Source organism: Kordiimonas laminariae, from assembly GCF_023008165.1.
GTDB classification, from domain to species: domain Bacteria; phylum Pseudomonadota; class Alphaproteobacteria; order Sphingomonadales; family Kordiimonadaceae; genus Kordiimonas; species Kordiimonas laminariae.
The window spans coordinates 407,154-430,539 of record NZ_JAKQZA010000005.1 but is presented as its reverse complement, the minus strand read 5'-3'; the positions used below and the strand labels follow the sequence as shown (position 1 = coordinate 430,539).

The 23,386-nt window shown below is 47.1% G+C and carries 21 protein-coding genes; 8 read left to right on the top strand and 13 right to left on the bottom strand.

Annotated features, from left to right (window positions below):
* Positions 1–5 precede the first annotated feature (5 nt).
* Together MF542_RS12910 and MF542_RS12905 are read right to left on the bottom strand one after the other, a co-directional pair.
* A complete protein-coding gene (locus MF542_RS12910) occupies positions 6–1,628 on the bottom strand; it encodes an acyl-CoA carboxylase subunit beta (RefSeq protein WP_247020091.1) in 1,623 nt (540 codons plus the stop codon).
* On the bottom strand, positions 1,628–3,415 hold the full coding sequence (locus tag MF542_RS12905; RefSeq protein ID WP_247020089.1) for an acyclic terpene utilization AtuA family protein: 1,788 nt from the start codon (positions 3,413–3,415) through the stop codon (positions 1,628–1,630). The genes MF542_RS12910 and MF542_RS12905 overlap by 1 nt, the downstream gene beginning before the upstream one ends.
* A gap of 180 nt (positions 3,416–3,595) precedes the next feature.
* Between MF542_RS12905 and MF542_RS12900 the strand changes: the two genes are divergently transcribed.
* Positions 3,596–4,216 (top strand): TetR/AcrR family transcriptional regulator, encoded by a 621-nt coding sequence (locus MF542_RS12900; RefSeq protein WP_247020087.1) that lies wholly within the window; start codon positions 3,596–3,598, stop codon positions 4,214–4,216.
* Here MF542_RS12900 and MF542_RS12895 read toward each other — a convergent pair.
* On the bottom strand, positions 4,213–5,709 hold the full coding sequence (locus MF542_RS12895) for a cytochrome c peroxidase (RefSeq protein ID WP_247020085.1): 1,497 nt from the start codon (positions 5,707–5,709) through the stop codon (positions 4,213–4,215). The two genes, MF542_RS12900 and MF542_RS12895, sit on opposite strands and share 4 nt — an antisense overlap.
* Before the next feature lie 149 nt (positions 5,710–5,858).
* On the opposite strand from MF542_RS12895, the gene MF542_RS12890 reads away from it, so the two are divergent.
* Both MF542_RS12890 and ygjK read left to right on the top strand, forming a co-directional pair.
* Positions 5,859–6,386, top strand: coding sequence for a hypothetical protein (locus MF542_RS12890; protein ID WP_247020083.1), 528 nt, complete (start codon positions 5,859–5,861; stop codon positions 6,384–6,386).
* Between the two features lie 26 nt (positions 6,387–6,412).
* Entirely contained in the window at positions 6,413–8,788 is a 2,376-nt protein-coding gene (gene ygjK, locus MF542_RS12885; protein ID WP_247020081.1) for an alpha-glucosidase, read from the top strand.
* Here the strand turns inward: ygjK and MF542_RS12880 are convergent.
* The 7 genes from MF542_RS12880 to MF542_RS12850 form a co-directional block, all read right to left on the bottom strand.
* On the bottom strand, positions 8,778–10,346 hold the full coding sequence (locus MF542_RS12880) for a phytoene desaturase family protein (protein ID WP_247020079.1): 1,569 nt from the start codon (positions 10,344–10,346) through the stop codon (positions 8,778–8,780). The genes ygjK and MF542_RS12880 overlap by 11 nt on opposite strands.
* 61 nt (positions 10,347–10,407) lie before the next feature.
* Positions 10,408–11,463, bottom strand: coding sequence for a DUF418 domain-containing protein (locus tag MF542_RS12875; RefSeq protein ID WP_247020116.1), 1,056 nt, complete (start codon positions 11,461–11,463; stop codon positions 10,408–10,410).
* 75 nt (positions 11,464–11,538) lie between these two features.
* Positions 11,539–12,345 (bottom strand): DODA-type extradiol aromatic ring-opening family dioxygenase, encoded by an 807-nt coding sequence (locus tag MF542_RS12870; RefSeq protein ID WP_247020077.1) that lies wholly within the window; start codon positions 12,343–12,345, stop codon positions 11,539–11,541.
* A 179-nt stretch (positions 12,346–12,524) separates the two neighbouring features.
* Positions 12,525–13,475: an Hsp33 family molecular chaperone HslO gene (locus MF542_RS12865; RefSeq protein WP_247020075.1), complete on the bottom strand. Its 951-nt coding sequence runs from the start codon at positions 13,473–13,475 to the stop codon at positions 12,525–12,527.
* Between the two features lie 38 nt (positions 13,476–13,513).
* The gene (gene argF / locus MF542_RS12860; RefSeq protein ID WP_247020073.1) at positions 13,514–14,452 is read right to left on the bottom strand and encodes an ornithine carbamoyltransferase; all 939 of its coding nucleotides are present in this window, start codon (positions 14,450–14,452) and stop codon (positions 13,514–13,516) included.
* A 24-nt stretch (positions 14,453–14,476) separates the two neighbouring features.
* Entirely contained in the window at positions 14,477–15,661 is a 1,185-nt protein-coding gene (locus MF542_RS12855; RefSeq protein WP_247020071.1) for an aspartate aminotransferase family protein, read from the bottom strand.
* A 164-nt stretch (positions 15,662–15,825) separates the two neighbouring features.
* On the bottom strand, positions 15,826–16,650 hold the full coding sequence (locus MF542_RS12850; protein ID WP_247020069.1) for an ABC transporter permease: 825 nt from the start codon (positions 16,648–16,650) through the stop codon (positions 15,826–15,828).
* A 159-nt stretch (positions 16,651–16,809) separates the two neighbouring features.
* On the opposite strand from MF542_RS12850, the gene MF542_RS12845 reads away from it, so the two are divergent.
* Positions 16,810–17,226, top strand: a complete 417-nt coding sequence (locus MF542_RS12845) for a GcrA family cell cycle regulator (protein WP_247020067.1) — start codon at positions 16,810–16,812, stop codon at positions 17,224–17,226.
* A 122-nt stretch (positions 17,227–17,348) separates the two neighbouring features.
* Entirely contained in the window at positions 17,349–17,810 is a 462-nt protein-coding gene (locus MF542_RS12840; RefSeq protein ID WP_247020065.1) for a c-type cytochrome, read from the top strand.
* Positions 17,811–17,883: 73 nt separating this feature from the next.
* Here the strand turns inward: MF542_RS12840 and MF542_RS12835 are convergent, their stop codons facing one another.
* Genes MF542_RS12835 through MF542_RS12825 form a run of 3 tightly spaced genes read right to left on the bottom strand, consistent with a single transcriptional unit; the run spans position 17,884 to position 20,457 of the window.
* Positions 17,884–18,528 (bottom strand): cytochrome b/b6 domain-containing protein, encoded by a 645-nt coding sequence (locus tag MF542_RS12835; protein ID WP_247020062.1) that lies wholly within the window; start codon positions 18,526–18,528, stop codon positions 17,884–17,886.
* A gap of 1 nt (position 18,529) precedes the next feature.
* Complete coding sequence (locus MF542_RS12830; protein WP_247020061.1) at positions 18,530–19,522, bottom strand: alpha-ketoacid dehydrogenase subunit beta; 993 nt, start codon at positions 19,520–19,522, stop codon at positions 18,530–18,532.
* A complete protein-coding gene (locus tag MF542_RS12825) occupies positions 19,522–20,457 on the bottom strand; it encodes a thiamine pyrophosphate-dependent dehydrogenase E1 component subunit alpha (protein WP_247020059.1) in 936 nt (311 codons plus the stop codon). The genes MF542_RS12830 and MF542_RS12825 overlap by 1 nt, the downstream gene beginning before the upstream one ends.
* A gap of 199 nt (positions 20,458–20,656) precedes the next feature.
* Between MF542_RS12825 and MF542_RS12820 the strand changes: the two genes are divergently transcribed.
* Genes MF542_RS12820 through sufC form a run of 3 tightly spaced genes read left to right on the top strand, consistent with a single transcriptional unit; the run spans position 20,657 to position 23,381 of the window.
* Positions 20,657–21,118: an SUF system Fe-S cluster assembly regulator gene (locus MF542_RS12820; protein ID WP_247020056.1), complete on the top strand. Its 462-nt coding sequence runs from the start codon at positions 20,657–20,659 to the stop codon at positions 21,116–21,118.
* A gap of 41 nt (positions 21,119–21,159) precedes the next feature.
* Positions 21,160–22,629 carry a Fe-S cluster assembly protein SufB gene (gene sufB / locus MF542_RS12815; protein ID WP_247020054.1) on the top strand — a complete coding sequence of 490 codons (1,470 nt, stop codon included), beginning with the start codon at positions 21,160–21,162 and terminating at the stop codon, positions 22,627–22,629.
* A 14-nt stretch (positions 22,630–22,643) separates the two neighbouring features.
* Positions 22,644–23,381: a Fe-S cluster assembly ATPase SufC gene (sufC, locus tag MF542_RS12810; RefSeq protein ID WP_247020052.1), complete on the top strand. Its 738-nt coding sequence runs from the start codon at positions 22,644–22,646 to the stop codon at positions 23,379–23,381.
* Positions 23,382–23,386: the final 5 nt, after the last annotated feature.

Here is a 23,386-nt window from a genome sequence, read left to right as displayed (position 1 = left end):
TCCCTCTACATTCTCGCAATACCGAAGTTATTGGTACGTACCTCACGGCGACGAGCTTCCATTACTGTTTCCAGAAGGAACCCAAGTACTTTGCGGGTATCACGTGGGTCGATCATACCGTCATCAAGCATGCGGCCAGATGTGTAGAATGCCCCTGACTGACCATCGAACATCTGGGTGAGATGTGCTTCCTGCGCGGCTACAACAGCTTCATCAACTTCCTGTCCCATGGCTTTGGCTTTTCCGCGCATCACCATGGACATAGTTTTCGCGGCTTGCTCACCACCCATCACGCCAGTTGCGGCATTTGGCCAGCTATAGATGAAATCAGGATGATAGCCCTGTCCGCACATGCCGTAGTTACCAGCTCCAAAACTCGCACCCACCATCATGGTGATACGGGGCACTTCGATGTTTCGTACGGCTTGAATCATCTTGGAGCCGTGCTTGATCATACCTGCCTGCTCGGACTGAGTACCAACGATATAACCTGTGATATTTTGAAGGAAAATTACCGGGGTATCTGACTGGTCGCAAAGCTGAAGGAACTGAGCGCATTTCACTGCGCCTTCAGGGTCAATCGGACCGTTATTCCCTACAATCCCGCATTTCTGACCAAAAATGTTTGCATGCACACAAACCATAGACGCACCGTATCTTGGTTTGAAATCAAGGAAATCAGAGCCATCTACCACACGCGCTAAAAGCTCCCGCACATCATAGGGCTGGCGGTAATCAACCGGCACAAGGCCTGCGATTTCATTCGGATCATAAATCGGCTCTTCATAATTACGTTCAGGCGTAACGGAGCAAGCATCATTCCAACCAAGACGATCTGTAATTTCTCGGGCAATCTGCACGCAGTGGTTATCGTCATCTGCCAGATATTCTGCGAGGCCCGAAACAGATGCATGCATTTCAGCGCCGCCCAGTTCTTCTTCAGTTGCGATCTCACCTGTTGCGGCCCTCAAAAGTGGTGGCCCAGCCAAAAACGCACGTCCACGGCCTTTTACTGCAATCACATAATCGCTGAGGCCAGGCATATAAGCGCCACCCGCTGTGGACGAACCGTGTAAAAGAGCGATCGAAGGAATACCTGCAGCACTAAGTACAGCCAAATTACCAAACAGTTCACCACCGGATACGAAGCCTTCAACAGTATAATTAAGAAGGTCACCACCCGCGCTTTCCACGAGATGAATAAACGGCAGTTTCTGTTCTAGCGATACTTTCTGCGCACGCTTGATACGGCCACCGCCAGCTGTTGTTAAGGCGCCTGCCTGAATGCCGCTGTCATCCACCACAATCACACAGCGCACACCAGAGACAAACCCAACACCTGTAATCACTGTTGAGCCCGGGATAGATTTTTCTTCTTTCTTGGTATCAAGCAAATATCCAGCAAGGTTACCAATTTCCAGAAATGGCATCCCCGGATCGAGCAAACGGGAAAGACGCTCACGTGGGGTTAACTGCCCCCGTTTTTCAAAACGCGGTTTGCGTTTCTCCGAAATAAGAGCACCACGGCTGTTCAGTTCAGAAAGCTTTCCAATGAGACCAAGCATATCTTCCCGGTTCTTTTTATAGCTTTCAGAGGCTGTATTCAGTTTCGAGGCGAAGACAGGCATTAAAGAGACTCCGCTAGAGTTTTTGGAATTGTTACGTTTGCAGAAAGCAGAAGCTGTGCATAGCCTTTACCCTGCGGATCATTTCTGAGGCTTGCGACACCACCACCGCCAAGCACATCATGAAGCAAGAAATTAATTGAATGACTGCCGGGCAGATGAAAGCGCTCAACATCGCCTTCAAGGAAATGACAGAACCGACTTTTCACCTCTGCTTCTGTGAGTACAGCCCAGATATACGGCATATATTCAGCGCGGCGGGCAATGATACCAATATTGGCTTTATTACCTTTATCACCGCTTCGGCCCCATGCGAGTTTGATAAGCGGAACATCCACAGTTTCGCCACTAAGATCAGGCGCTTCTGGTACTTCAACAATGGGTACATCTGTTTGTTCAAGCGCTAATGCTGGAACATAAGGAATTTTCTCCCCTTCCAGATCAATCTCAATAGCTATTTTATTTTTAGGCAACAAGAAGGAGAACAAGCGCACTACAGGCGATGGTTTAGGCCGTCCTGAGCTGAAGATTGATAGGCCAGGCGGCGTAGCAAGGCCAAGACCTGTTGCTTCTTTAAGGAGTAATCCAACCGCTCTCATATCAGGGTGTTTCACCCCGATTTTCAGCACGACCTCACGGGCATCCTGACCGGAACCAAAATCACCATACTGGCTTTCACTTCCAAGAATTTCGACACTCTTCTCTGTATAGTCACCAGCATTGGAAAGCCGAAGAAACTTATCAGCCCGCGCAAAAGCAGCGTCCGCAAACGATCGGGCTTTTCTAGCAGCGTCAATACCGTAAAAACTCATGAGAAGCCCTCCCCGGAAACCATCCGCATAAGTGGCACACACTTTATATGTATCCGTTGCCGCACGGCCTTTCGCACCAGAAACCGCAACCCGATCCACACCAATTTCTTCAAGCTCTACGCCAGAAAAGTCACACACTACATCTGGTAAAACATAAGCCTGTGGGTCACCAATTTCATAAAGCATCTGTTCAGCAACAGTACCAATACTTACCTTGCCACCCGTATCTTCAGGTTTCGTAATCACCATAGAGCCGTCACTGGATACTTCTGCAACAGGATACCCAATATTAACTAGGTCATTTGCTACATCTTCCCAATCAGTGAAGTTTCCGCCCGTTGCCTGAGGTCCACATTCAATGATGTGACCAGCAAGGCTTCCTGCCGCCAACAGATCAACATCTCTTTCATCCCATCCAAATTCATGGATGCATGCACCAAGAGTTACAGCGCTATCCACACAGCGCCCAGTAATAACAATATCCGCGCCTTCGCTTAGCGCTTTTGCGATAGGGAACGCACCAATATACGCATTAATACTGGCGATTTTTTCAGGATCTGGGAATGGATCATCAGAAAACATTTCACCATAACCATCTTCAAATAATTCATGAGCACTCGCCAGCAAATCGTCACCGGTTATGACGGCAACTTTGAGCGAGAGCCCCATCTCGGCAACCAGCGCCCTGATTGCTTTACCACATGCTTCGGGATTTACGCCGCCAGCGTTTGAAAGAACCTTCACGCCTTTATCGGCAATAGTTTTCAAGTTTTGCTTCATCACCACGGAAACAAAATCAACCGCATAGCCAAGTGAAGCATCTTTGGCCCGCGCCCGAGCCATAATCGACATAGTGATTTCAGCCAGATAATCATAAACAATATAATCCAGCTTTTCCGAACCGAGTAACTGCGGTGTGGACATTGCGGTATCTCCCCAGAACCCGCTAGCCCCGCCAATATAAATAGGTCTGGTCACTATTTAATCCTCCATCAGGCTTACACCGCAGCTTGCCACTTACTCGTGACAATCTCAGTTCGGGAGTGAGTATGGCGCAAAAATTTAAAAAAACAAGCCGTCTGTACTGCTTTTTTTATTCGCTTTTTCCATGGCTGCTAGATTAAGATGAAAAAACACCAAGATCAGGGAATAAAAACAATGGCGGAAACCGCAGAAAAACCAATGGGAAAACAGGAAGCAAAGCGCGCATTGGCACATGAGAAAATTTGCCAGGCCACAATCCTTTGCCTTGCTGAAATTGGGTATGCGGAAACTTCAATCCATAAAGTGATAGAGCGCGCTGGTGTTTCAAAAGGGGCGCTTCAGCATCACTTCCCTACAAAAGAAGACCTGATGGCCGCTACCGCAGAACGTATTCTACAAAACGCGCAATTTGCTCCTGTTTTCGAAACATCAAAGCCCGCTGCAAAACGGGATGTAGCTAAAGAACTGAAACAAATCTGGCTCCGCTATGTGAACACAGATGAATACCGCGCCCTTTTAGAGGTTTTGATCGCTATCAGAACAGATACTGAACTGCAGAAACGCCTGTCCCCTAACCTGAAGGCATGGGAAGAAAATCGTCTTGCTGGTGCGGTGAAACAATATGAAGCCAAATCAGGTGATGATAGCGACGTTGAGCTCATCATGACCATGACAACAAGCATGATGCGCGGGCTTATTATTCAAGCTCAATATAACAACGACCCGAATTTTCACCTGCGCATCATTGATGCCTGGACAGAAATGGCGGCAAACCTTCTTACCCCAAGGGATTAATCCTCAGGGAAGGGGTCGCTGAACTTCTCATCCGTGAGAAACACATTATCCGTTAGCGTGTTCATAAAGGCCACAAGTGCTGCTTTTTCAGCATCTGTCATATTAAATCTGCGAGGTTGCCCATTATTCTCCAAACGCCCGCTCAAGTTTGGATGTGCCTGGATACCGCTATTATAAAACTCAACCACTTCTTCTAGTGTACCGAAACGCCCATCGTGCATATAAGGTGCCCGTATCGCTATATTCCGAAGCGAGGGAACTTTAAAACGGCCAGCTCCTGCTCCTTGATCCGCTGATGTATCTGCATCAAGGCCGTTATTTTCAGGTCGCTCAGCAGTTTGCACCGCAGTAGTATGGCACCCATTACAGCGCAGCGTACGGCCTGGAAGGTTCGCTTCATCTGTAAAAAGCCTTAACCCTTGAAGTTCTTGTGCGGTGAAAACGCTCTGGAAATCAGGGTTTTCAGCATCACCGCCGGCAAAGGCTATATCGAATTTTGACTGATAGGAAACCATGCTGCGAATAAACTGAGCAAGTGCATCCGCAATACGGCCACTGGTAATCGCGCTAGAGCCAAACGCATCTTCAAAAAGATCTGGGTAGTAACTGGTTGCGGCGAGCTTGGTCTCAAGCGCACTTAGCGTCATCCCCATTTCCACTGCATCCTGAATGGGCTGTAGTACTTGATCTTCAAGGGTATTCGCACGCTCATCCCAGAAGAAACGACCACGTTCGTAATAACGTGCGTTCGCAAGCCCCATAGAGTGACGACCCGTTTCACCCCCTTCAAAGCCAATACTCAACACATTCGGATCACTAAATCCAAATTCTTGCTGGTGGCATGATGCACAGCTTACCGTGTCATTCGCTGAAAGTTTTTTATCATAAAACAATACTCGCCCCAACGTGGCCCCTGCATTGGTAATGTTATTATTTACAGGCTGATTATCCTGCGCAGCAACATCCCCAAAATCAGAGTTCGGGTTAGTAAAGTGATCTGGGAGATCAATATTCACATATTCAAAACTCACCGCTGGCAGGGAGGGTGCATCTTCATCAACAGCTAAGGTAACTGAAATTTCAAATTCGTCTGAAGCTGAACCACCATTACCGTCATTCACCGTAACGGTTACAAAAACAGTACCTACGGTAGCCGGTGTTCCAGAAACTATAGTACCTGTAGAAGACAGTTCATTTTCGATGGCGATACTATCACTGTTAAAAGTTTGAATAGAAATCGTGTAACTGAGGCTATCACCATCTGCATCTGTAAAAGTGGTTTCATTCTGGCTAACGTCATAATCAACCACCTCACCTGCACTCACACTAAAATCTTGATTAGGGGCCGCGAGCACAGGAACTGAATTGGTCGGTGTAGTAGTGGTACCTGTTGATGGCGAAGTGGTGGATGTACTGTTATCTTCTCCGCCGCAGCCCATAAGGCAAAAAACTGAAAACAGAACAAATATATTGGGGAGCTTCATTGCCTGCATGTTGTTTCCTTTCTTCCCGACCTCAACAAGTTGGTACGAAACAAACACTGCAAACCCTTCGGCTTACCCTGTAGCTTAGTAAAAGTTGATCTGCTTTGCTGGATTTTACAGAAGAAAAGAATAAAGTAGCGCAAGGGAGGGACACCATAATGAAAAAGAAACTGCCTGAAGTTGTTGAAGATATTCGCCAAAAAATAATGGGGAATAACCCCGAGCAAAGCTGGGGACAAAGCGCTAGCGAAGCATACAGTGCAACGGTTGAAGGGTTGAAGGGCTTTGGTGGCGATACACTCGGTAAAACAGCCCAAACCTTCAATGAAGCCCTGCCTTATATAGAACGCGCGGGTTATATTGTGACAGAGATTGAAGTCGGCCTTGGGCTATCGCCTAAAATTGTACCTCACCTCAAAATGCAAGACATGATTTCAGAAGAAGAGCAGGCAGCCCTTCTTATGGAAACGCAAGATAAAAAGCTGGTTAACACCATCCTTGGCTCTCTCTTCAAAGCAACTGCTGCCCGCAAAAAACTGAAATTCAAGAAATTTCATTTCAATGAGCTAGAGCTGGAGTTGAGCATTTTACCCACTATAACGTTGAAGTTTAAACCCAACGACAGCACAGGTGAAACACTGCCCGATATCGTGCAAGCTGACCCGGCACCTGACCAACCAGAATAAAAAACACCAAGGGTATGGGGGATACCATGAAACAAATATTTGCTGCTCTAATATTGGGCTGTTTATCAACAGCGGCACTCGCTGCCAACAATCCTGCTGACTATAAAAACACGATCAACCGTAAAGGTAATGTCAGCGCTGTCCGTCATTTTGATGAGTATGGTAACCAGCGTTTTAATCCGCTTATGGATGCAGGTGCATGGCACGGATATCTTTTACCGGCTGATGGGAATTTTGGTTATTTTTCAGGCCCAATGGTCATCGCAGAGGAACTACCAGTTTTCTTGGGTGCTAAATCTGATCATCTTGAGATATTTCTGAGCGACCAAACTACAGCTGCTTCTGAGGAAAACGGCGAAGCTTATTCTATTCCCGGTGCACTTATTCAAACCTATAAAACTGGTGCTTTAAACATTAAGCGTGAGCTGCGCATGGCAGGTCCACGGTCAGCTATCATTAAAACCACTATCAGCAACACATCCACTATCCCCATAGAGGCAGGGCTTAAATGGTCTGAAACTATGGTAAAAACTTGGGCTGAAGGCTCAAAAGAAACCATTAAGGACACACTACCAGAATGGCTTGTTGAAAAATCCACTGTCGGGAACTCTGTAAAATACAGTTATTCTGCTGTACGTGCTTCAGGCCAAATGCTGTTGAGTGGTACATCAAGCCTAATCACCTTGCGCAGCACACCAACTGAAATATCAGCGACCTTCGCCCCAAAGAGTGAGCAAACTTTCTATACTGTTCAAAGTTATGCGCTGAATGAAACAGAAGCTACCCAGATAACAACACATCAAAAAGCCCTTCTCACTAATGCCGAAAAGGCGATCGCAACCACCAAAGCTCGCTGGAAAGATTATCTGGAAAAAGGGCTTCAAGGGACCGACCAAGAACTGAACCATGTCGCGGTGAAAGCCATTGAAACCCTGATCGGGAACTGGCGGTCGCCAGCGGGGGCTATCAAAACTGCAGGTGTTGTTCCTTCAAGTACAGCGCGCTGGTTCAGCGGCCTTTGGCCTTGGGACAGCTGGAAACACGCTGCTGCAATGGCGCATTTTGCCCCAGATGTTGCTAAAGATAACATACGCGCACTGTTTGATTATCAAATTCAGCCGGACGATGCCCTACGCCCGCAGGATGCCGGCATGATCATTGACACAGTTTTTTATAACCAAAGCCCAGCACGAGGTGGTGATGGTGATAACTGGAACGAACGCAACAGTAAACCATCCCTTGCCAGCTGGGCCGTTTGGGAAATCTATCAAGCAACAGGTGACATAGCTTTCCTTATGGAAATGTATCCTAAACTGAAAGCCTATAATGACTGGTGGTACAGGAACCGAGACCATAACCGGAACGGTTTGGTGGAATATGGTGCAACGGTTCATCCACGCCATAACAATGACGATGGCAAACTACTGTTCAGCGCCAAACCGCAAGATGAAACAGCCAAACATTCAGACCTTCTTAAAAACTGCAAAAAAGGTAACCGTGGTTGGTACAGCTGTGCCGGGAAACCTCTTTATGATTCTATGAAAGAAAGTGGTCTCACCTTAGAACTCTACAGCGGCGCACAAGTTGCTGCGGGTTGGGAATCTGGAATGGATAATGCTGCTCGCTTTGGTTTCATTTCGGAATCGCAGCTAAATAAATATGCTCAGGAAAACTATGTAGGCGACACTGCAAAAGCTTTGCAGGATTGGCAGGTATCTTTCCTTGAAAACCATGATGCCACAGGCGCGCTCACCGGTTATTCTATTGCCCAAGAAAGCGTAGATCAGAATAGCTATCTTTTTCTTGAAGCAAGCCTGCTTTCTCGAATGGCAAAGCTACTGGGAATACCTCACGATATAAGCTTATACCGAGACAAAGCCGCCCACATTCAAACGCTGGTGAACAACTGCATGTTCGATAACGGCTCAGGCTTTTTCTATGATACCGCCACCAGTGAAACAGGATGTAGCAAACAGCCCTTGAAAAAACGCGGTAGAGGACCAGAGGGCTGGACACCACTTTTTACACAACTGGCGACAGCAGATAAAGCGAAACAAGTTGCTTCAGTGATGCTTGACCCAAATGAATTCAACACATTTGTGCCTTTTGCAACAGCTAGTCAAAGCAACCCGGCTTATGATCCAACTATCTACTGGCGTGGCCGCGTGTGGCTGGATCAGGTTTACTTTGCGATCAAGGGCCTGGAAAACTACGGTTACCATGAAGAAGCTCAAAAACTACGCACACGGGTTTTCGAAAACCTGCAAGGCCTGAAAGGTGATGGTCCAATCAGGGAGAATTATCACCCCCTCACTGGCGAGATGCAGGGGGCCACAAACTTCAGTTGGTCTGCAGCTCACCTTTATCTGCACTACAGAGATGCCGTGAGCGTTAATCCTTAAGGATTTCGTGAGCTGCATTATGCCCAGGCGCCCCCGTTACACCGCCACCTGGGTGAGTGCCGGAGCCGCACATATAGAGACCTTCAATGGGTGTACGGTAATTACCGTGCCCCAACATGGGCCGAGCGCTGAACATTTGATCAAGGCTTAGGTGCCCATGCATAATATCACCGCCCACTAATCCGAACTTTTCTTCAAGATCAAGCGGGCTGAGAATTTGCATACCGACGATACTTTTCCTGAAACCGGGAGCATATTTCTCAACCGTATCAATGATAGTGGCAGCCGCATTCATACGGTCCCTCACCCAATCATGATCGGGTTTAAACTGCTGGCAAAACAAGCTTGCCACATGCTTGCCTTCAGGGGCTAAACTATCATCAAGCGTGCTGGGGATCAGCATTTCAACAATGGGTTCACGAGACCAACCATAATCTTTGGCACCCCTTAAAGCTCGGTCCATATAATCCATTGTAGGCGCAATGATAATACCGCCAGTGAGGTGGTCATCAGTCGCTCTTTCCTGTGATAGACATTTAAATTCAGGCAATTTATCAAGCGCTACATTCATCCGGAATGTGCCAGACCCATTTTTATAACGCTTAATACGGCGGCTAAAATCTTCAGGCATGTCTTCTTCAGGCACCATTCGGTCGAATAGTAAACTTGGGTTAAGGTTAGAGATTATTTTCTTCGCAAATATCTTCTCACCGTCCTCCAGTTCAACACCGACAGCCCTGCCATTTTCTGTTAAAACGCGAGCCACTGCAGCATCAGTAGAGATTTCAGCACCTTTGGCTTTCGCGCTTTTTGCCATCGCCTGCGTGATAGCCCCCATACCTCCGACAGCATGACCCCACACACCTTCTTTGCCGTTCACTTCACCAAAAGCGTGATGCATAAGAACATAAGCCGTGCCCGGGGTTTCACTATCGGCGTAATTTCCCACCACTCCATCAAAGGCAAACGCTCCTTTCACAAATTCATTTTCAAAATAAAGATCAAGGAATTCACGGACACTTTTGGTGAAAATATCCATCACCGTACGCTCGTCTTCTAGGGATAATTTTCTAAAACGATTCCCAAGTTTGATCGCTTGCCACAAATCTCGCAAACCGCCGCCCGCATTCGGTGGGGTTTCCAAAAGCTGACTGCGCACCAGATCAGCAACCATTTCAATATCACGGAAATAACGATCAAGTGCCCTAGCATCGTGCTCAGAAAAACGAGCAATTTCTGTTTCCAGCGCCTCATTTCCAACGGGAAAAGCCAAGAAATCATCACTCGGATGAGGCCAAAAGTTATTCACCCGGCGCTCTCTGATCTCCAGTCCGAAATCATGGAGCTGCATATCTTTGATAATTTTCGGGTTAAGAAGGCTTACAGTGTAGGAGGCGACAGAATTTCTAAATCCGGGATGAAACTCTTCGGTAACGGCTGCGCCACCAACAACAGACCTGCGTTCAAGTACACGCACCTTCCTGCCAGCCGCAGCAAGATAATAGGCACATACAAGCCCATTATGCCCACCGCCAATAATAACTGCATCCAAACTCATACTGTCCTCCCAAATACCTGCTTATATTTGGTCGCTCTAGATTTAAAGATGCAAGATATAATTACCCAGCCAGTTTTCGCATCAGCATTTCAATAGGGCCGCGCTTAAAAAAGCGTGACCAGAAATAGGCGAACACCAGCGCATCAAAAGAAAAAAGCCCAGCCGCTATAACTGAATGTGTTGCGGTAAGATCAGAGCGCTCCAAAAGGCCAAGCCCTTCAAGGGCTCCCATACCAACAAGAATATGGGCTATATAAAGCGTGAGTGTCATACGGCCAGCGGGTGTAAACAGCCCCAAAAACTTCATTCTCTCAAGAAAAGGTGCAACCAGCAAACAAGCCCCTATCGCAAAAGATGCTGCAGCCATTCCCGCAAAACTATATAGCGGCACAGGTGGAATTGGGCTGGTAGAAAAGAGGATAGCAATCTCTTTTGTATCAGGCCCCTCAACCATCCCCATCAAAATGGCCGAGAACGTTTCAATCCCCAACAAGCCAACCAAACCACCAAAAACCAGAGCTATCTGCACTTTCACCTCGCCAAGCTTCGCTTTGCTTAAAAGCAAGCCAAACAGGAAAAACACGAGCCACGGAAATACAGGATGCCAGCCATTAAAAAACAGGTTCCTGACAAACCCATCCAAAGTCCAGAAACCTGAATATTCATAAATTTCCCAATTCCAGCCAGCTTCATAATCAAAGGTAAAAAGCATGATCATGAAAAGAGCCATCACCGAGCCGATAGCCAAAAACAGTGTGGGTGTTTTTGCTTTTACAAACAACATTCCAAACAGGAAATAAAAGGCATAATAATGAAGAATATCTGCTTCAAAAATCAGCATATTGGCAAGACCAATTACAAGCAGAAATAAAGCACGTTTCACTGTAACGGAAAAAATCGGCGCTGTTTCTGAACGGTTTGCTGCCAAACCTAATCCAAGGCCTGCAAGAACAACAAAGGTAGCAGCAGCTCGCCCCTGCATTCCTTCGGAAAGAGACGTGGACCAACTATCAGGTTCAAAGGTAACGCCCATAGCGATAGAAAAATTCACAATCACCATGCCAAAAAAAGCAAGAAAACGAGCTAAATCAAGCCCTACAAGCCGTGAAGAATCCATCGCCACATTATCCCCCTACAGAATAAAGCCAGTCACTGAGTATCTAACCTTTAGGTTGGTATCAGTCTTTCGGTTTCAAGACCATAGATAGCACCGGGTTTCATAGCCAAAAATATCGAATGGCATTATTTCGCTAACAGGCTGCTGAGCAGCACCGTAACAAACATGCACAGGCAGAAGATGTTCTTCTCTGGGGTGACAATATCTGGCGTGAGGTGCTTCAGCCCACCCTGAAAGGGCGCTAGCTCTTTCCTCTTCGGAAATATTTGGCGCGTTCAATGTTTGATCCAGCCACCTGTGAAAAGCTCTGTTTTTATTTATGTTTTCTGTACGCCCACTTTGACGTAAGGCACGCATATTATGAAATGTCATACCAGAGCCAACAATCATTACCCCTTTGCGCCTCAATTCAGCCATACATTTCCCAAGATTAATATGGAACTCAGGGTCCAAGTTCCTATGCATGGAAATTTGAACAACAGGGATGCTCGCTTCAGGAAACAATAACTTAAGGGGTACAAACATGCCGTGGTCGAACCCTCTTTCAGAATTAACTATTGTATCAATCTCAGCATCACGCAGTATTTGATGGGTACTTGCAGCTAAAAAGGGCGCTCCCGTTGCAGGATACAGGATTTCGTACGCCTTTTTTGGAAACCCGTAGTAATCATAGATTAATTCAGGCTTTTCAGCGCCAGTAACCTGCACTTGTTCTTCCTCCCAGTGCGCACTGAACGTCAAAATAGCCTTGGGTTTAGGTAGCTTTTTCTTCAAAGCCTGCATGGTTTCAACCATATCGGCGTGACGTATATCGCCCATCAATGGCAACGGTCCACCGCCATGGGAAACAAATAAGATTGGCATTTTTTCCAGTTCGGCCATTTCCAAGCACCACCATTTTCTATTCATCTGGTTTGCTGAATATAGATATGGCTTAAGACCCTCGGTAGAGAGCGATATCGGGAAGCATTGTTCCAAATTTTGAAACGCTTGATTGGCTCAATAAAAAAAGCACCGGACATGCCAGTGCTTTTCAAACATTCACAATCTTGCCAATAGCCTTAGCTAGCGCGTGTTTCCTCGGGCAAGAAATAATATGTGGTGTTGCAGAACTGACAATTTACATCAATCTTGCCGTTCTCTTTGGTCATATCTGCGATATCTTCATCCGAGAAACCTTGAAGAACAGTCTGCAGGCGTTCGCGGGAACAACGGCATTTATGCACCATGGTAGACGATTCAAACACACGCACACCGTCTTCATTATAAAGACGGTATAGGAGCTGATCGAGATCAAGTTGCGGATCAAGAAGTTCTTCTGCTTTCACACTGGACATCAGGATGGACGCCCGGTCCCAATGCTCTTGGGTTTCACGGTTCAGGATACGTTCCTGCCCCACTTCACCGCGTGCCAAATGCTGCACCATAAGGCCGCCCGCTCGCCAGTTACCGGAAACAGGGTCTTTATCACAGTTCAAACGAATTTCGGTAGGTGTCTGTTCGCTATTCTGGAAATAGTTGCGCGCTACTTCAGCGAGTGTTTCGCCTTTCAGCTCAACAATGCCTTGATAACGATCCATCTTGTCGCCTTGATCGATAGTCAGCGCCAGATAGCCGCCTTTACTCCCAATCATACCTTGGAAGCTAGGGTTTTTACCGAATGTAGAAAGCTTCTGCTGATCAATATCTGCATAGCCACGCACCCGGCCAATACCATCTTCACGGCGTTCATAATCCGCCACCATCATGGGGATAGGGCCCGCTGATTTGGTTTGCAAGGTTACAATACCATCAAATTTCATGATGGAACCCAGCATACCAGTAAGCACCAGCATTTCGCCAAGAATACGAGCGACAGGCTCAGGGTAGTCATGAGCTTTCAAAATCTGATCCACTACAGTACCAAAGCGCACTGCACGGCCACGCACATCCATTCCTTCAATCTGGAACGGGCGAACTTCATTATCCCGGCTACCTTCCGGGTCTTTCACAACAATCGGTGTTTCAGTCATCAAACTTACTACGTTTACTAATTCAAATTGGTGCCGGTTTATATTTTACCAAGACACCATGCAAGAACTGCTTTCTGTGCATGGAGACGGTTTTCCGCTTCATCCCATACAACTGATTGCGGACCATCAATTACGCGGTTGGTTACTTCCTCACCGCGGTGTGCTGGCAAACAGTGCAAGAACAAAACATCCGGCAAAGCTTGCGCCATAAGGTGGCTATTCACCTGGAAAGGTTCAAGGGCTCGCATACGGGAACCTGTTTTGTCATCCCCCATGGAAACCCAAGTATCGGTAAACACTGCTTCAGCGCCTTTTACAGCAAGCATCGGATCATCGGTGATTTTAATATCGCCACCCATTTCCTCAGCCCAATCAAGAACCTCATCAAAAGGGCCATATTCAAGTGGACAGCCGATAGTAAGAGAGAAATTGAACTTCACAGCCGCTTCGATAAGGGATGCCGCAACATTATTGCCGTCGCCCACCCATGCGATCTTGCGGCCAGCGATCGGTCCAAGATGTTCTTCAATCGTCATCACATCCGCCATAAGCTGGCAGGGGTGCGAGAGATCAGTAAGCGCATTAATTACTGGCACATCACCTTCATCAGCCAGCTCAAGCACGGCTTCATGCGTGTTAGCGCGGATCATAATCGCATCAACATAGCGGCTCATAACCTTGGCAGTATCGCCAATAGTTTCACCGCGGCCCAGCTGCATATTATTGCCTTGCAGTACAACGGTTTTACCACCCAGCTGCTGCATCGCCATCTCAAAGCTTACACGGGTACGCGTAGATGATTTTTCAAAAATCATCGCCAACGTATGACCATCAAGCGGTGCACCTTGGTCCACCGCTCCTTTAGGCATGCCTCGTCGCGCCTCTTTCCATTTCATGGCCGTATCAAGGATATGGCGCAGGGTTTCTGCAGGAATATCCCGAAGGTCAATAAAATGGTTAAAAGACGCGTTACTCATGGCATTTACTTTCTTTAGTTAGGTTTATTCAGCCTTAGATGCGAAATCTGTGAGACATGCATCAAGGATTTCAATTGCTTCATCAAGGTGGCTGTCATCAATAATCAGCGGTGGCAGCATGCGGACAACCATATCACCAGCAACAGCAGGCAATAGACCACGACCAATCAAATCAGTTACGATATCGCGTGTTGGGATAGATGGCACTCGAATACCAGCCATTAGGCCAGAACCACGTACTTCCTCAATCAGTGTTGGGTGCTTCTGTTGAAGCGCAGCTAGACGGCCCTGAAGTTTGTCACCCATTTCTTTTGAGTGCTCAAGGAAACCAGGCTTCAGCATTTCATCAAGAACAGCATTACCAACAGCCATTGCAAGCGGGTTACCGCCGTATGTTGTACCGTGGGAACCAACAACCATGCCGGATGCAGCATCTTCAGTTGCAAGCACGGCACCAAGCGGGAAGCCGCCGCCAATACCCTTCGCACATGCAATGATATCCGCTTTCACGCCTGACCATTCGTGCGCAAACAGCTTACCCGTACGGCCCATGCCACACTGGATTTCATCGCATACAAATAGAAGACCATTGTCGTCACAGATTTTGCGAAGTTCTTGCATTACTTCAGCTGGGATTGGGCGGATACCGCCTTCACCTTGTACTGGCTCAATCATAATACCACCAGTGTTCGGACCAATTGCCGCTTTCACAGCATCCAGATCACAGAATGGTACAACATCAAAACCGTCTGGCAGTGGCTCAAAACCTTTTGTCAGTTTTTCCTGACCAGCCGCCGCAATACCCGCAAGAGTACGACCGTGGAAAGCAGATGCGAATGTGATCAAACGGTATTTACCAGCATTGCCTTTATCGTGGTGGTATTTACGCACCATCTTGATACAGAGCTCTGTTGATTCAGCGCCTGAGTTTGTGAAGAAAACAGTATCTGCGCAGCTTGCATCCACCAGACGCTGTGCAAGACGTTCACCACCAGGGATCTGGTAAGTATTGGCTGTATGCCATAGTTTCTTACCTTGTTCAGCAAGCGCATTCACAAGTGTTGGATGTGAATGGCCAAGACACATAACGCCAATACCAGAATAGAAATCCAAGTATTTTTTGCCATCAGTGTCATACAGATACATGCCTTCGCCACGCTCAAAAGCGACAGGTTGGCGAGCGTAGGTTGGCATTACTGGTGTAATCACGATTTGTCTCCTCAGGCGGCCTCATTCGGCGGGCCAAATGCTCTTAGAAAATAGTGAACCGGCACGCTACTGCGAACCGGTTAATTTGGGCGGGCTCAGAATGCCTCTAGGAATTTGTGAAGTCAATCCACCGTAGGCGAAATTCCTAGGTTTTCGTTACGTTTTTACGCTTTTAGGCGGTATCCCTTTTTAAACACTCGGTATACGGCGATTGTAAGAACAATATTAATGACGAGTGTGTAAAGAATACCTGTTGTGAGATCGCTGTCCGCACGGTCAATGAAACCGTACCGGAAACCATCAATCATATAGAAGAACGGGTTAATACTGGAAAACACCTGCCAGCCATCACTCAAACGTTCAACAGAATAGAAAGTACCAGACAGAAGGCTGAGCGGCGCGATAACAAAATTGGTAATCGCTGCAGAATGATCAAACTTCTCTGCCCAAACACCTGTCAGCACACCGATAAGCGCCAGCATCGCACTTGCTGATACAGCGAAATAGATCACTGCCCAAAAGTGCTGCACTTCCATAGTGATGCCCGGCATAAGAACAAACGCAACACCTACAAACGCTCCAACAAGAAGGCCGCGTGTCACGCCGCCAGCCAGATACCCAACCGTAAGTTCAATGGAAGAAAGCGGCGGCATAAGCGTATCAACAATATTGCCTTGAACTTTCGCAATCAAAATTGAAGAGGAGGTATTAGCAAAAGCATTTTGAAGCATCGCCATAACCATAAGCCCCGGCGCAAGGAACTGGTTATAAGGCATACCAGCAATCATGCGGCCATCACCACCAAGTGCGAGCGAGAAGATCACCATAAAGAGAATAGTGGTTACCGCAGGAGCTGCCAGCGTCTGTGACCACACCTTCATGAATCGGCGCGACTCGCGAACGTATAGAGTCCATAAACCAAGCCAATTTACGGTTCCAATCGACCTAGCGCCCAGTTCGCTATAGTTTTTTTGCACGTCTGACTGCACAAACAGCTCCTTTTTTCACCTCAAAACCCCATTTTCTGGAGCGCCGTAAGCATATGGGGTCAAAACCCCCCTTGGCAAGAGGGGGGTGAGGGCGATATAAGCAACATTAATTGGCGTCATGCGCAAAAATTATTAGCCATATGTATAAAAGGAATAAAAATGGCCTGGACGGAAGACCGTATCGAAAAACTGAGACAGCTTTGGGATGAAGGCTTAAGCGCAAGCCAAATTGCAGCCAAGCTGGGTGAAGGCGTAACAAGAAACGCTGTTATCGGTAAGGCTCACAGGCTTGGTCTGAAATCCCGCCCGTCTCCTGTGAAAAAAGACACAGACAAGAAGAAGGCGGCGCCGAAGCGTGTGGCAAAGAAGGTTGATAAAAAGCTTGTCTCCCTTCTCGACCTCACCGACCGCATGTGTAAATGGCCGATCGGGCACCCGGGTGATGATGATTTCCACTTCTGCGGCAAACCATCAGAGCCAGGCATGCCGTATTGTGCTGGCCACTGTGCCGAAGCATATCAGGCACAGCCTCCACGCCGTGACCGCGCAAAACCACCGCGCCCGCCAATTATGTAATTGGTTTAACCAGTTCACATTTTGCCAGATTTTCTCTTAACGCTTGCCCCGAAAGGTGCAGGCGTTAAACTTATCAAGTCAGGAACAAGTGATACACTTCTTAGGAAGCATAGGGGAAGCAAGTGAAATCAGTAGTAATTAAGGCCATGATCGCCGCGTCATGTATATCCGCAGCGTCTTTCGCATCCAGTTTTGAACAGGAAGAAAAGAGATTCCCAGAATCTCAGTACCGTCATGATGTGATGGAGATGTCCAAACTTTCGCTTTCCGGTATCCTCCAGCATTTCCGCGGTCAAGCAAACCATGAAGGCCATATTGCTGAACTCGCTGATATGATGGCTAAATCAGCAGCACTTTCAAAAGCTACTTTTGCAAAAGACACGCGCGGTACGGAAGGCCATACCGAAGCAAAAGATAAAATTTGGGATAACTGGGAAGATTTCGCATCACGTATGGATGCTTATGCGGCAGACACAAAAGCCTTTGCAGAAGCTGCAAAAACTGGTGATCCCGCTGTAATGCGTCCAGCTTTTGGTAAAGCCGTGAAAAACTGCAAAAGCTGCCACGACGAATACCGCAAGTAGAAAAATACTTATTTTATAGGGACTTGTTTCACGTGGAACGATCGGCCAGCTTCATCAAGGAGCTGGCATTTTTTTATTGATAAGCAGGGATATACCAATAGAGCAGCAAAGCAACGGCCACAGCCATTGTTATTGCAAGCATTATAGACCCACCTTTCAGACTAAGGTCGCGATTAACTACCTTCGCCCAGCCAGTAAGCATTGGCATGATCAGTCTCTGTTTCTTTATTAATTCATAAAAAAGTACAGCCAAGATATGCAGGCCAATAAGCCCCATGAGACCATATCCCAGATATTCATGGATATTTGTAATGGCATTACTGTCGTTCGCATAAACACTAAACGGCCCGCCGAACAACATGCCATCTGATGAAAACAAGCCAAGAACCGCTTGAACGAATAGTGCAAGCAACATCAGAATAACTGACCACGCTCCAAGAGGGTTATGCCCAACATGGCTGTTATCACCCTTGAGATATGACCTAATGCCTGATGGTCCTTTTAAGAAGAACGCAAAACGCGCTGTATCACTTCCAACAAAGCCCCAAAGAATACGCCACAACACAAGACCAATGATCGCAACACCGGAGTAATAATGCATATCGGCATAGATGCCGAACTTGTCCTGAAACGCAGAATAAAGTGACAGACCAAACAACAGCGCAAGGGACCAGTGAAAAACCCTAACCGCACCGTCCCATAGTTTGATCTTATTCATATTATTCTCCCACAAGCTCCTTAACAGCCGTAACAATTTGCGCCTCTGACGGCAACCATTCTTGTTCCAGACCAGGCGCATAAGGAATTGGAGTGTGAAGAGGGATTACTTTTTTCGGCGCGGCTTTCAAATACCCAAAACCTTCTTCACTTACTCTAGAGATAACCATTTCGGCAAAACCAAAACTTTCATCAACAACCACAAGCTTTCCGGTTTTCTGAACACTTTTAAGAATTAAATTCATATCAAGTGGCATAATAGTGCGCGGATCAATGATCTCTACTTCACCCCCACCTTGGGCCAAAACGTCAGCTACCTGATTAGCGACATGAACCATACGAGAAACTGCAACAATGGTTATATCGCAACCTTCTCTGATCACTTGTCCTTCGCCAAATGGAACAGGCGGTAAATCATCTGCCACTTCACCTTCAAGGCTGTATAACCCTTTATGTTCCATAAGAATAACAGGATCATCGTCCTCAAGTGCCGTTTTCAACAATCCAGCAGCGTCAGCCGGGTTGCTTGGACAAGCCACCTTTAATCCCGGCGCAGTCGCCAATAAACCATGTAAAGCTTGGCTGTGCATCGCACCTGAACTGTCACCAGCCCCCAGCGTGGTTCTGATCACCATTGGTACAGATATACGCCCCCCAGACAGAAGCCTCACTTTGGCGGCCTGATTAAATATCTGATCAAAGCAAACCCCCATGAAATCACAGAACATCACCTCTACAATCGGCTTCAGGCCTGTCATGGCGCTACCGATTCCCATACCCACAAAAGCAGTTTCCGAGATAGGGGTATCAATCACGCGGTTTGCACCAAATTTATCTACAAGGCCGGAAGTTACACCGAACACTCCACCAAGACCTTCGCCTTTACCGAGGCCAGCGCCACCTACGATATCTTCCCCCATCACTATCACACGCTCATCAGCTTCCATAAGCTGGTGATGCGCCTTATTCAGAGCTTCAGAGATTGAAAGCATCATTACGCTTGCCCTCCCATCTCAGTATGGAACTTGCGAAGTAAATCCTGAGACGGTACTGGCGCTGCAGAAGCACGCTTCATCACATCTACCATAAGGGCTTCTGTTTCTCTCCAAATACCCTCTGATATATCGCCGATATGATCATTCAAAATTTTAAGCGGGTCCGTTTGTCCTCCGCAATCAGAGAGATAAGCAGCCGTTTCACCATGGTAATGCCCTGCCAGCCTTGGTACTGAGGCCTCAATAAAGACTGGGCCTTCACCAGCTTTTATAGATGTCACTACAGTTTCAACCTTCTCTATGCAGTCTTTCGCATCAGCACCATCCAATGCATAAGTTTGAAGACCAAACCCTTCAGCACGCTTAAGAAGTGAAACACCGCCAGAGGCAAACTCAGCAGATGTGCTTTGCCCAAAACCATTATTTTCAAGCACGAAAAGCATCGGCAATTGAAGTGCTACAGCCAAATTCATAGTTTCAAGAACTGCGCCTTGGTTCGCAGCTCCATCCCCGAAGAAAGTAACGCCAATACCGCCTGTCTTAAGCACTTTTGCCGAAAGAGCAGCTCCAGACGCCATTGGCACCTGGCCCCCGACAATACCATTACTGGAAAGAAACCCTACTTCCGGGGCCAACAGGTGCTGCGTACCGCCCATACCGGCAGACAAGCCATCTGCTTTGCCGAGGATTTCGGATGCTACTTTGTAAGGATCAGCTCCCATCGCAAGTGCAAGACCATGACTACGGTGAGAACCCGTTACAGAATCAGTTGTACTGTTAAGTGCCAAACATACAGCACTTTGCAGGGTTTCCGCCCCATTACAAAGATGTACAAGCCCAGGTACCTTCCCTTCATCTGCAAGGGAAGCAATCATGGTTTCAAAAACCCTTATTTCCACTGACTTTTTAAAGACTTGTGCCAGCTTATTCTGCATAAATAGGTGCGCCTTTTTCATCACATATTGAAAATTCACCCCTATTTTTCGCATTAATCAATAAAAAATGCTATATTTCCTTACCTAAATGCGCCATAAGGCCGCAAATAAGTTGACTCCTCCCCCACAGTTCCCATATGTAAACCTGACTAAATTGGTAAGATTTTAGTTTTGGTACAATTACGCTTAGGTTCAGCACATGATCAGGCTCACAAAACTGGCAGACTATGCCGTTATATTAATGTGTGAAATGTCACATTCTGATGCTCGGCTCAGCGCGCAGGATTTATCTGCGAGCACAGGCATCCCTGTACCAACTGTTTCTAAAATCCTGAATCTTTTGGGACGAGCTGACCTGCTTGTCTCTCATCGCGGTTTAAAGGGTGGCTTTGCGTTATCACGTTCCGCAGATGAAATTACGGTTGGCGGCATTATCGAAGCCATAGATGGCCCGATTGCCCTGACTATGTGCAGCGAAAGCAAAGAAGGCGGCTGCGAATGCAGTTTTGATGACGTTTGTTCTTTGCGCCCTCGCTGGCAGCTTATCAATAGCGCCGTAAAAGGGGCACTTGACGGTGTATCACTTTCCTCAATCGCAGAACCTGCGTTTGGCGGTGTGATGCAACCTGGGCCTCCAGCCTCTCTTAAGCTGGCAAAATAACCCCTTCACGCGTTTTTAGTTTTAGGTAAGGAACCACACAAGTGGCTGCAACAGTAGAAACCAAACAACAAGTCGAGGAAATGGCCGAACAATATAAGTACGGCTTTGTTACTGACGTTGAAATGGACATGGCACCAAAAGGGCTTTCTGAAGAGGTAGTAAGATTTATCTCTGCGAAGAAAAACGAGCCTGAATGGATGCTGGAATGGCGCCTGAAGGCTTACCGTGCATGGCTTAAGATGGAAGAACCTGATTGGGCGCGCGTTGATTACCCGAAGATCGACTATAACGATATTTATTATTATGCGGCTCCAAAAAGCCAGGATAAACCAAAAAGCCTTGATGAGGTTGATCCTGAACTGCTGCGTACATATGAGAAACTTGGTATTCCACTTCGTGAACAGGAAGTGCTTGCTGGCGTTGAAGGCGCAGCCAAGGTAGCCGTCGATGCTGTGTTTGATAGCGTGTCTGTAGCGACCACATTCCGTGAAGAACTGAAGAAAGCTGGCGTGATTTTCATGTCTATTTCCGAGGCTGTTCACGAATATCCTGAACTTGTGAAGAAATATCTGGGCACTGTGGTACCGCAGCGAGATAACTATTTCGCGGCTCTCAACTGCGCTGTATTTTCAGACGGTACGTTTGTTTATATTCCAAAAGGCGTTCGCTGCCCGATGGAACTCAGCACATATTTCCGTATCAACGCAGAAAACACAGGCCAGTTCGAACGTACGCTGATTGTTGCAGATGACGATTCTTACGTTTCATACCTTGAAGGCTGTACTGCCCCGATGCGCGACGAGAACCAACTGCATGCGGCAGTTGTTGAGCTTATCGCTCATGATAACGCGGAAATTAAATACTCAACCGTTCAGAACTGGTACCCGGGAGACAAGGACGGTAAAGGCGGTATTTATAACTTCGTGACCAAGCGGGCGCTTTGTAAAGGTAAGAATTCAAAGGTTAGCTGGACACAGGTTGAAACAGGTTCTGCTGTAACCTGGAAATACCCAAGCTGTGTACTTGCAGGCGATGGTTCTGTAGGTGAATTCTACTCAGTTGCGGTAACAAACAATTACCAGCAGGCTGATACAGGCACCAAGATGATCCACCAGGGCAAAAACACCAGCTCAACGATCATCTCCAAAGGTATCTCTGCGGGTAAATCCCACAACACATACCGCGGTTTGGTGAAAGTAATGTCTGGCGCTGATAATGTGCGCAATTACACACAATGTGATTCGCTCTTGGTTTCTTCTGAATGTGGTGCCCACACTGTACCTTACATTGAAGTTAAAAACCCAACAGCGCAAATTGAACACGAAGCAACCACTTCAAAGATCTCTGACGACCAGCTTTTCTACTGTCGAGCCCGTGGTTTTGACGAAGAAGAGGCTGTTGCAATGATCGTTAACGGTTTCTGTAAAGAAGTTATGCAACACTTGCCTATGGAATTTGCTGTAGAGGCACAAAAGCTTCTCGGTATTTCTCTGGAAGGCAGCGTGGGCTAATTGGATAAAGTAATATGCTTAAAATTAATGATCTCCATGTCCATGTGGACGGTACTGAAATCCTAAAAGGTCTGGACCTTGAAGTGAAAGCTGGCGAAGTTCATGCGATTATGGGCCTGAACGGTGCTGGTAAATCAACGCTGGCGAATACAATTGCTGGCCGCGATGATTATGAAGTATCTGCCGGTAGCATTGAATTTGAAGGCCAGGACCTTCTTGAGCTTGAACCACACGAACGTGTAGGTGAAGGCATTTTCCTTGGCTTCCAGTATCCAGTAGAAATCCCGGGTGTTTCCAACCTGAATTTTATGCGCACTGCCCTGAACAGCGTGCGTAAATATAACGGCGAAGACGATATGTCTGCTGCTGAATTCATGAAGCTTATTCGCGCGAAAGCCAGCGAACTTGGTATGGATGCAGAGATGCTGAAACGCTTTGTAAATGTTGGTTTCTCAGGCGGTGAAAAGAAACGCAACGAAATGGTTCAGATGGCTGTTCTGAACCCGAAACTTGCTGTTCTTGATGAAACCGATTCTGGCCTTGATATCGATGCTCTCCGTATTGTTTCCGAAGGTATCAATGCACAGCGCCGTGACGATACAGCAATTCTCTTGATCACTCACTATCAACGCCTTCTCAACTATGTGCAGCCGGATGTGGTGCACGTGATGATTGACGGCAAAATTGTGAAATCTGGTGGTAAAGAGCTTGCAGCCGAGCTTGAAGAAAAAGGCTACGCAGACGTAGCCTAATCCCC

Bases quoted from the DNA above. Each gene is read 5' to 3' on its own strand.
- MF542_RS12910 (WP_247020091.1), bottom strand. From the start codon at position 1,628: ATGCCTGTCTTCGCCTCGAAACTGAATACAGCCTCTGAAAGCTATAAA.
- MF542_RS12900 (WP_247020087.1), top strand. From the start codon at position 3,596: ATGGCGGAAACCGCAGAAAAACCAATGGGAAAACAGGAAGCAAAGCGC.
- MF542_RS12895 (WP_247020085.1), bottom strand. From the start codon at position 5,709: ATGCAGGCAATGAAGCTCCCCAATATATTTGTTCTGTTTTCAGTTTTT.
- MF542_RS12890 (WP_247020083.1), top strand. From the start codon at position 5,859: ATGAAAAAGAAACTGCCTGAAGTTGTTGAAGATATTCGCCAAAAAATA.
- ygjK (WP_247020081.1), top strand. From the start codon at position 6,413: ATGAAACAAATATTTGCTGCTCTAATATTGGGCTGTTTATCAACAGCG.
- MF542_RS12880 (WP_247020079.1), bottom strand. From the start codon at position 10,346: ATGAGTTTGGATGCAGTTATTATTGGCGGTGGGCATAATGGGCTTGTA.
- MF542_RS12875 (WP_247020116.1), bottom strand. From the start codon at position 11,463: ATGGATTCTTCACGGCTTGTAGGGCTTGATTTAGCTCGTTTTCTTGCT.
- MF542_RS12870 (WP_247020077.1), bottom strand. From the start codon at position 12,345: ATGGCCGAACTGGAAAAAATGCCAATCTTATTTGTTTCCCATGGCGGT.
- MF542_RS12865 (WP_247020075.1), bottom strand. From the start codon at position 13,475: ATGACTGAAACACCGATTGTTGTGAAAGACCCGGAAGGTAGCCGGGAT.
- argF (WP_247020073.1), bottom strand. From the start codon at position 14,452: ATGAGTAACGCGTCTTTTAACCATTTTATTGACCTTCGGGATATTCCT.
- MF542_RS12845 (WP_247020067.1), top strand. From the start codon at position 16,810: ATGGCCTGGACGGAAGACCGTATCGAAAAACTGAGACAGCTTTGGGAT.
- MF542_RS12835 (WP_247020062.1), bottom strand. From the start codon at position 18,528: ATGAATAAGATCAAACTATGGGACGGTGCGGTTAGGGTTTTTCACTGG.
- MF542_RS12830 (WP_247020061.1), bottom strand. From the start codon at position 19,522: ATGATGCTTTCAATCTCTGAAGCTCTGAATAAGGCGCATCACCAGCTT.
- MF542_RS12825 (WP_247020059.1), bottom strand. From the start codon at position 20,457: ATGCAGAATAAGCTGGCACAAGTCTTTAAAAAGTCAGTGGAAATAAGG.
- MF542_RS12820 (WP_247020056.1), top strand. From the start codon at position 20,657: ATGATCAGGCTCACAAAACTGGCAGACTATGCCGTTATATTAATGTGT.
- sufC (WP_247020052.1), top strand. From the start codon at position 22,644: ATGCTTAAAATTAATGATCTCCATGTCCATGTGGACGGTACTGAAATC.